A 5,260-nucleotide genomic window follows, 5' to 3' on the forward strand; every position below is an offset into this window, starting at 1 on the left:
CCATCGACCCCCACCATGTCAAGGTGGTGCTCTAACCAACTGAGCTAAGAGCGCATTTTGAATCTTTTGAATAGTGGTGCGTCCGAGTGGACTCGAACCACCGACCCCCACCATGTCAAGGTGGTGCTCTAACCAACTGAGCTACGGACGCACTTGGTGCGCTCTAATGGACTCGAACCATCGACCCCCACCATGTCAAGGTGGTGCTCTAACCAACTGAGCTAAGAGCGCAACACGCTGTCAGGGCGACAGCGGGGACGAATATTAACGGCAGGCCGTGATGCTGGCAAGGGGAAAAAGTGATTTTCCCCTACGACTGACCAGCAACTGTGCTATGCGTCGTTTTTTTCGCCGTTACCAGCCACTTAGCGCGCGGCGCGCGCTAAAATCACTTGCGCAGGCAGGCGCTGCAAACGACGGATGCGCCAAATCATCATCACTGCTGCGGAGGTCAGGCCGATAATAAAGCCACACCAGAAACCGGCGGGACCGAGTTTCGGCAATACCCAATCCGTCATCGCCAGTACATAACCCACCGGCAAACCCAGCACCCAATAGGCGATAAAGGTAATGAAGAAAATCGAGCGTGTGTCTTTATAACCTCGCAAAATGCCGCTGCCAATCACCTGAATCGAATCTGAGAACTGATAGATCGCCGCCAGCAGCATCAGTTGTGCCGCAAGCGTAATCACTTCAGGATTTGCGGTATACAGCGCAGCGATATCATGACGGAAAATCACGGTAAACAGCGCGGTGATGGCCGCCATACTGATGCCGACGCCTTGCCCGGTCCACGCGGCAACGCGCGCCTGTTCGGCTGAACCTTGTCCGAGTCGATAGCCGACACGAATGGTGGTGGCCACGCCGAGCGACAACGGCAACACGAACATCAACGAGCTGAAGTTAAGCGCAATCTGGTGCCCGGCAACTTTGACGATGCCAAGCGGTGATACCAGCAGCGCCACCACGGCAAACAGCGTTACTTCAAAGAACAGCGCTAACGCCACTGGCAAACCCAGCGTAAACAGGCGTGACAAAATTGCGCGTGACGGTGCGGACCAGCGCGTTTTCATGCGAATATCGCGCATGTTTGCCATGCGCTTCACCCAGAAGCGCATCACCAGGAACATCACCCAATAGACCGATGCCGTCGCCACGCCGCAGCCGACGCCGCCTAAGGCAGGCATACCGAAATGGCCGTAAATGAAGACATAGTTGAGCGGAATGTTCACCATCAGGCCGAGGAAACCGAGCAGCATCGCCGGTTTGGTTTTCGACAAACCTTCGCATTGGTTGCGCATCACCTGGAACAGCAGGTAACCCGGTGCGCCCCACAGCAACGCATGCAGGTATCCTTCGGCTTTAGCGGCCAATTCAGGATCGATGTCATGCATGGTGTTAATCAGATAACCGGCGTTCCACAGCACAACCATAATCAGTAGCGCAACGGAAATTGCCATCCAGTATCCCTGGCGCACTTGTTCCGCGATGCGTTCGCGTCGTCCTGAACCGTTGAGTTGCGCAACGGTAGGCGTCAAAGCCAGTAGAAGACCATGACCAAACAGAATGGCGGGAAGCCAGATAGAGGTGCCGACAGCAACGGCGGCCATATCCGTGGCGCTTACCGCACCGGCCATAACAGTATCTACAAATCCCATCGCCGTCTGGGCCACCTGAGCAAGGATGACCGGGATCGCGAGGGCCAGCAATTGACGCGCTTCTGTAAAATACTTCTGCACGTTACACCTGCTTAATTAAAGAAGAGAGCGGGGCGAAATCCCCAAAGAATGCGCGGCATAGTGTAGCGGCAGCGCTGGCTTCCGCCAAACGTTGATCGCATTTTGTTTAGCAATTTGTGTAAAGTTTGAACTCCGCCAAATTAAGCTGCCGCCGACAAGCTGTGATAAACTGACGCAAACTTTGCAGAGGCTGAGATTATGTTTACTGGAATTGTGCAAGGCACGGCAGAAATTGTCGGCATTGAAGAGAAAGATCTGTTTCGTACCCATATTGTGCGCTTACCGGAGGATCTGTTACCGGGACTGGCGCTGGGCGCATCGGTGGCACACAACGGCTGCTGCCTGACCGTGACCGAGATTAACGGCGACTTGGTCAGCTTCGATCTGATTAAAGAAACACTGCGCATTACCAACCTGGGTGAATTAAAGGTGGGTGATGTGGTGAATATTGAGCGTGCAGCGAAGTTCAGTGATGAAATTGGCGGCCATTTAATGTCTGGCCATATTATGACCACGGCGGAAATCTGCAAAATCATCCAGTCTGAAAACAACCGCGAAATCTGGTTTAAATTACAGGACGCCACGCAGATCAAATATATTCTGCACAAAGGTTTCGTGGGTATCGATGGAATTAGTTTGACCGTTGGCGACGTGACGAAAAGCAAATTCTGTGTGCATTTGATTCCGGAAACGCTGGAGCGCACCACTTTAGGCGCGAAGAAGTTTGGTCATAAGGTCAATATTGAAATTGATCCGCACACGCAGGCCATTGTAGAAACGGTTGAGCGCGTATTAGCGCAGCGTGAAGCTGCTGCACTGGCGCAGATTGCTAGCGCAGAATAATGCCGTTAAAAAAGGCGCCATGCGGCGCCTTGATTCATTTGAAAGCTTATTAACGCGCTACGCGTAAACCGCCATCCTTGCCACGACTGAATACCACCTGCCACAGCTGAATATCACGAGCCCGAAACGCACCGGCGCAGGCGTTGAGATAATAGTCGAACATCCGTTTAAAACGTTCGCCATATTTCTCAGCCAGCTGCGGCCACGCCGCCTGAAAACGTTCATACCATGCCATTAACGTCGTATCGTAATCTGCGCCAAAGTTATGCCAATCTTCCATGACGAAATGTGGCTCGCTGGCATCAGCGATTTGACGTACAGAAGGCAAACAGCCGTTCGGGAAGATATATTTATCAATCCACGGATCGACATTCATATCTGTAGTAAGGGCACCAATGGTGTGCAGCAAAAATATGCCGTCTGGTTTAAGGTTGCGGTCAGCAACATCAAAATAAGTGGCATAGTTTTTCGGCCCGACATGTTCAAACATACCGACAGAAACGATGCGATCATATTGATTATTCAGGTCGCGATAGTCCTGCAGTAATATAGTGACATCCAGTCCTTCACAGCGTTGTTGCGCCAGTTTTTGTTGCTCTGCCGAAATAGTCACGCCATGCACCGTGACGCCATAATGGCGCGCAGCATATTCTGCCAGTCCACCCCAGCCACAACCGATATCCAATAGCGTCATGCCCGGTTCAAGTTGCAACTTGCGGCAAATCATATCCAGTTTTGCCTGCTGTGCGTTTTCCAGGGTATCAGCATCTTTCCAGTAGCCGCAGGAATATTGCATATAAGGGTCAAGCATCAGTGAGAATAGATCATTACCAAGGTCGTAATGCTCTTTACCCACAATCCAGGCGCGTTTTTTTGATTGCAAATTAGTGAGACGCGCGGCGGCGATGCGCAACGTATCTTTAAAATGCCGGGGTAATTGTTTATCCAGATGGTGTTTTAAAACGCGATGGAAGAACATATCGAGCTGTTCGCACTCCCACCAACCATCCATGTAACTTTCACCTAATCCGAGCGATCCTTCCTCGAGAACGCGTTTAAAAAAATCTGGATGCTTTACCTGAATATCCCAGGGACGAGTGCCATTAACTGCAATATCAGCCCGCTCTAGCAGTTCATTGACGATCCGATACCAATGGTTTTCTTCAAGGCTCACTTCTTCTATAACAGATGAACTCATAGCTTCTCCATCACCTTCCGATCTGAACCTGAGAAAAAGAATAGCCAATTTCCCAAGACCTGTGAGAGAACTCACGGAAAATCCGTGCGCCAGAAATCCGACGTTGTACGACGTAGTACAGAGGTATGAATTTGAGCAGAAAAGTGGGTCGCCGCACCGGATAATGTGCAGACGCCATCCCGCGACAGTGTCGCTAAAGGTATTACATTTATATTATTGATTTAATACAGAATTACTGACCCACAGAGTATATGCTCACGTGGGTCAATATTCAACGGGTTATCGTTAGTTTGCTAACGAAAATCGTTGGCTTAGAGATTATCTTCGCAGGGACGGGAAGTGTGGGCAATATCACTTTGTGCGTTTAGCGATCGCTGGCAGACAAAGCCCGCCCACGCCAGTACCACAGTAGCGACCATCACTAACGTGGTGTTGAACAGCGCCTGTTCAAGGCCGGTGGAGACTAGCAGGCTGGCAACAAAGCATAATCCCAACTGGAATAAGTTCTGCAATCCTGCGGCTTTACCGGTGGCGTGCGGGAAGGGCGCTAATGCGCTGGCAACCACAATTGGATAGATCGCGCCATTGGCCAGCGCCATGCCGCAGAAAGGCATCAACAGCACAAACAGCGGCGCTGATGGCATCAGGGCGATGACAAACAAACTCAGGATGCTCAGGCTATACAGCACCAGCCACCACGGCAGCAGTTGCGCGCCCTGATAGCGATTTAACAGCGTGCGGCAGCCAAATCCGCCAATCAGAAACGCAATGGTCTGCGGAATATAGCTCAGGCCAATATCACCCGGCGTCAAGCCAGCAGCGGCGAGAATGAAAGGTGATCCCGTCAGCCATGCAAAAAAACTCGCCGAACACGCCGAGTAGATCAAGACGTTACCGCTGTAGACGCGCGTACCCAGCAAGGTCAACCAGCCGGGTTGTTTACCTGACGCAACTTTCTCGCGCTTAGGCGAGGTTAACTGCAGCGTACCGATCAGCAACACTACGGCAACCAGCGTTAGCGTGATAAAGATGCTGCGCCAGTGGAAGTGGCCGATAAGCCAGGCGCCGAGCAGCGGTGCCAGCGCCGGAGACAGCGCAACCAGCGGCATAATGGTCGCAAACACTTTATTGGCTTTGGCTTTTGGATAGTGATCCACCACCAGCGCCTGCCAGCTCACCGCAGCCGCACACACACCAATCGCCTGCACAAAACGCAGCGCCAGCATCACACGGACATCGGTTACCCAAAGCATCCCCAGACAACCGAGGGCGAAGATGGCTAAACCCGCCAGCAGAATCGGCTTACGGCCGTAACGATCCGACAGCGGCCCCCAAAATACCTGGGCACAGGCAAAACCGCCGAGAAACAGACTCAAGCTGGCGCTAATGGTGCCAGGTGCGCTAGCGAAATCACGCTGCATATCGACAAAGGCGGGTAAATACATATCCGTGGCAAGAAAGCCGAGCATGCTGAGCACGG

The 5,260-nt window shown here is 52.2% G+C and carries 4 protein-coding genes and 3 tRNA genes (1 of these 7 only partly in view); 1 reads left to right on the top strand and 6 read right to left on the bottom strand.

Annotation, left to right across the window (positions count from 1 at the left end; translation table 11 throughout):
- The 4 genes from RTY00_RS16900 to RTY00_RS16915 all read right to left on the bottom strand — a co-directional run.
- Positions 1 to 54 (bottom strand) — tRNA-Val (locus RTY00_RS16900) (it extends 123 nt beyond the left edge of the window).
- A 20-nt stretch (positions 55 to 74) separates the two neighbouring features.
- A tRNA-Val gene (locus tag RTY00_RS16905) sits at positions 75 to 151 on the bottom strand.
- A 3-nt stretch (positions 152 to 154) separates the two neighbouring features.
- Positions 155 to 231 (bottom strand) — tRNA-Val (locus tag RTY00_RS16910).
- Positions 232 to 365: 134 nt separating this feature from the next.
- The gene (locus RTY00_RS16915) at positions 366 to 1,739 is read right to left on the bottom strand and encodes an MATE family efflux transporter (protein ID WP_312665210.1); all 1,374 of its coding nucleotides are present in this window, start codon (positions 1,737 to 1,739) and stop codon (positions 366 to 368) included.
- A 198-nt stretch (positions 1,740 to 1,937) separates the two neighbouring features.
- On the opposite strand from RTY00_RS16915, the gene RTY00_RS16920 reads away from it, so the two are divergent.
- A complete protein-coding gene (locus tag RTY00_RS16920) occupies positions 1,938 to 2,582 on the top strand; it encodes a riboflavin synthase (RefSeq protein WP_008110317.1) in 645 nt (214 codons plus the stop codon).
- A 49-nt stretch (positions 2,583 to 2,631) separates the two neighbouring features.
- On the opposite strand, the gene cfa is transcribed toward RTY00_RS16920, so the two are convergent.
- Complete coding sequence (cfa, locus tag RTY00_RS16925; protein WP_008110314.1) at positions 2,632 to 3,780, bottom strand: cyclopropane fatty acyl phospholipid synthase; 1,149 nt, start codon at positions 3,778 to 3,780, stop codon at positions 2,632 to 2,634.
- A 311-nt stretch (positions 3,781 to 4,091) separates the two neighbouring features.
- Positions 4,092 to 5,258, bottom strand: a complete 1,167-nt coding sequence (punC, locus tag RTY00_RS16930; protein ID WP_312665211.1) for a purine nucleoside transporter PunC — start codon at positions 5,256 to 5,258, stop codon at positions 4,092 to 4,094.
- Positions 5,259 to 5,260 lie beyond the last annotated feature (2 nt).

Origin of the sequence: Pantoea sp. CTOTU49201 (genome assembly GCF_032054795.1) — a bacterium.
GTDB classification, from domain to species: Bacteria; Pseudomonadota; Gammaproteobacteria; order Enterobacterales; family Enterobacteriaceae; genus Pantoea; species Pantoea symbiotica.

Bases quoted from the DNA above. Each gene is read 5' to 3' on its own strand.
- RTY00_RS16920 (WP_008110317.1), top strand. From the start codon at position 1,938: ATGTTTACTGGAATTGTGCAAGGCACGGCAGAAATTGTCGGCATTGAA.
- cfa (WP_008110314.1), bottom strand. From the start codon at position 3,780: ATGAGTTCATCTGTTATAGAAGAAGTGAGCCTTGAAGAAAACCATTGG.